The organism is Novosphingobium sp. ST904, assembly GCF_001298105.1.
In the GTDB taxonomy this organism is placed as follows: domain Bacteria; phylum Pseudomonadota; class Alphaproteobacteria; order Sphingomonadales; family Sphingomonadaceae; genus Novosphingobium.
The window spans coordinates 1-2101 of record NZ_LGJH01000045.1; the positions used below are offsets into that span (position 1 = coordinate 1).

The 2101-nt window shown below is 55.1% G+C and carries 3 protein-coding genes; all 3 read left to right on the forward strand.

Going from position 1 to position 2101, the window contains the following annotated elements; all coding sequences use genetic code 11:
- Positions 1–610 precede the first annotated feature (610 nt).
- Genes ADT71_RS29805 through ADT71_RS00330 form a run of 3 tightly spaced genes read left to right on the forward strand, consistent with a single transcriptional unit; the run spans position 611 to position 1971 of the window.
- Entirely contained in the window at positions 611–1255 is a 645-nt protein-coding gene (locus tag ADT71_RS29805; protein ID WP_062793240.1) for a helix-turn-helix domain-containing protein, read from the forward strand.
- A gap of 35 nt (positions 1256–1290) precedes the next feature.
- Positions 1291–1689: a hypothetical protein gene (locus tag ADT71_RS29810; protein WP_081570640.1), complete on the forward strand. Its 399-nt coding sequence runs from the start codon at positions 1291–1293 to the stop codon at positions 1687–1689.
- A gap of 3 nt (positions 1690–1692) precedes the next feature.
- Positions 1693–1971, forward strand: a complete 279-nt coding sequence (locus tag ADT71_RS00330; protein WP_037467942.1) for a hypothetical protein — start codon at positions 1693–1695, stop codon at positions 1969–1971.
- Positions 1972–2101 lie beyond the last annotated feature (130 nt).

Below are 2101 nucleotides of genomic sequence, written 5' to 3' on the forward strand. Positions count from 1 at the left end.
TGATCCTCATGAGCAGGCTATGCCATTTCCCAATATGGGAAACAACCCCTTAATTCCCATATTGGGAAGCTGTGGAAACCAGCATCAGTCCGGTTCCCTTCTGGTGCCCGTCAGGGCACGCCAAGCCCTTGGATCGCACAGACCTGCCCCCAACCGCTCCCCTGCGCTCTACGAGACCGGAAACCGCCTCCTCACACCCCTGATAGCCAATTGGACCTTGCAGCATTGCGCAACGTGGAAGGGGTAGGATTCCTATCCGAGTACGCCCAACGCGTGCCGCGACTAGCGGCACTCACTGTTCACTTTTTGTTCTACTCTAAAGGGGTTGCTTCGCCAGCGCTTAAGTCCGCGCTTGCACCCCCTTTAGATTACATAGAAGGGGCGGAAAAAACACATAGTCAAATCAACGAGTTAGCAAGGGGGGGTGCGTCACCAGCTATGACGCACCCCTGCGTCACCAGCTATGACGCACCCCTGCGCCATCCTTGGCAATCTATTTACACTCTATGTCCAATTTATTGACTTGAAATGGGTCGAATAAACCGCCATCCGTGTCAAATTATTGGACAAGGATGGCGCAGGGGTGCGCCATCTGCGGAGGGTTTTGAAAATGTCCGAGTTGGTGAAGCGACAACCACCAGGCCACTGGGTTCAAACAGAGCGGGCAGCCCATGAAGCATGGGCTAGTCTGATCGAGAAAGCCCCTAAAGCTGCCCAGCTAATGCACATCCTAACTGCACGAGTTGGTGAGCATAATGCTGTTGTCGTAAGTCAAAAGACCTTGGCAGCATTGATGAAATGCAGCCGTCGCACAGTTCAACGCGCCGTGGATGTTTTAGCCGAGGATCGTTGGATAGAGATACGTCAGATTGGGGAAAATGGCACCGTAAATGCCCACATCATCAATGATCGGGTAGCATGGTCGGGTAAGCGTGACGGCCTGCGCTACTCGCTGTTCAGTGCTGCGGTCATCATATCGGAAGCGGAACAACCTGACTTTGAGGAACTGGGCCAACAGGCGCCGCTCCGCCGTTTGCCATCATTGTTCCGAGATGAGCGCCAATTACCAAGCGGCCCCGGCACTCCCCCGCCAGCGCAGCCATTCCTTGACGGTATGGAACCAGACTTGCCTGCCACCCAACAGCCGGAACCTGACCCAGCGATGCAGGAGGAACTCTCCCAGCTAGTCACGGGCCTAGGTAACAAACTCCGTGCATCCGATACATCGCCCGATGATGATGCAACCGGTATATAGATACTATACAGGACAACTTAACAGCGAGTGACACTATGAGTATCACCCTAAGAGAAGCGTCGGAAAAGGTCGGTGTCACCCGCCAAACGCTCATGAAAGCAATCAAGACAGGCCGAGTTTCTGGCCAAAAGTCAGATAATGGCGAGTGGCGGATTGAGCCTGTCGAACTGTTCCGCGTATGGCCCCCTGTAAATGAGGTGCAGCAACCTTTACAGCCCGACATAACAGGTAGTGACACCCCCGGTTTACAGGCTGAAAACAGGCTGTTGCGTGAGCAGGTTGCGGAACTGCGTGAAGAACGGAACGCTTGGCGAGAACAGGCGCAACGGCTTGCCCTGACCGATCAGCGCGCTGCCCCTCAACCTACTCCACAGCGCGGTTTCTGGTCGCGCCTGTTCAGCCGCCAGGGCGACAGCCCTAGCGGCGAGGAATAAACCATGGATGCTCCAACCGGCCCTTTATGGTCCCAAAAGCAGGCCATTGCCTATGAGGTCGCGCTGGAGGCCATCAACGATGTGATCGCGGGATATAGTGAACAGATCGCGCTAGAGCAGACCCATCCCGCGCCGAACACAGCCCGGATTACTTGGCTGGAAATGCGAACCGATCAGGCCGTTTCAGTCCACCACTCGCTTAACGTGTGCGATGACGGCAACGTGCAGCAGGTCATTTCAGAATTTAGTGCCATCGTCCGCGCAAGGGATGAAGGGCGCTGATCCTAATGGAACCTGTCGCAAAACGCCTGATTGGCCCAGTCGGCCCGAAGCTGCGATTTTGGCCATGTTGAAGAACAAAGATTGAACATGGCGATCTACCAGGCTCGCTCTTGTCCTCCAATCTCGTAAA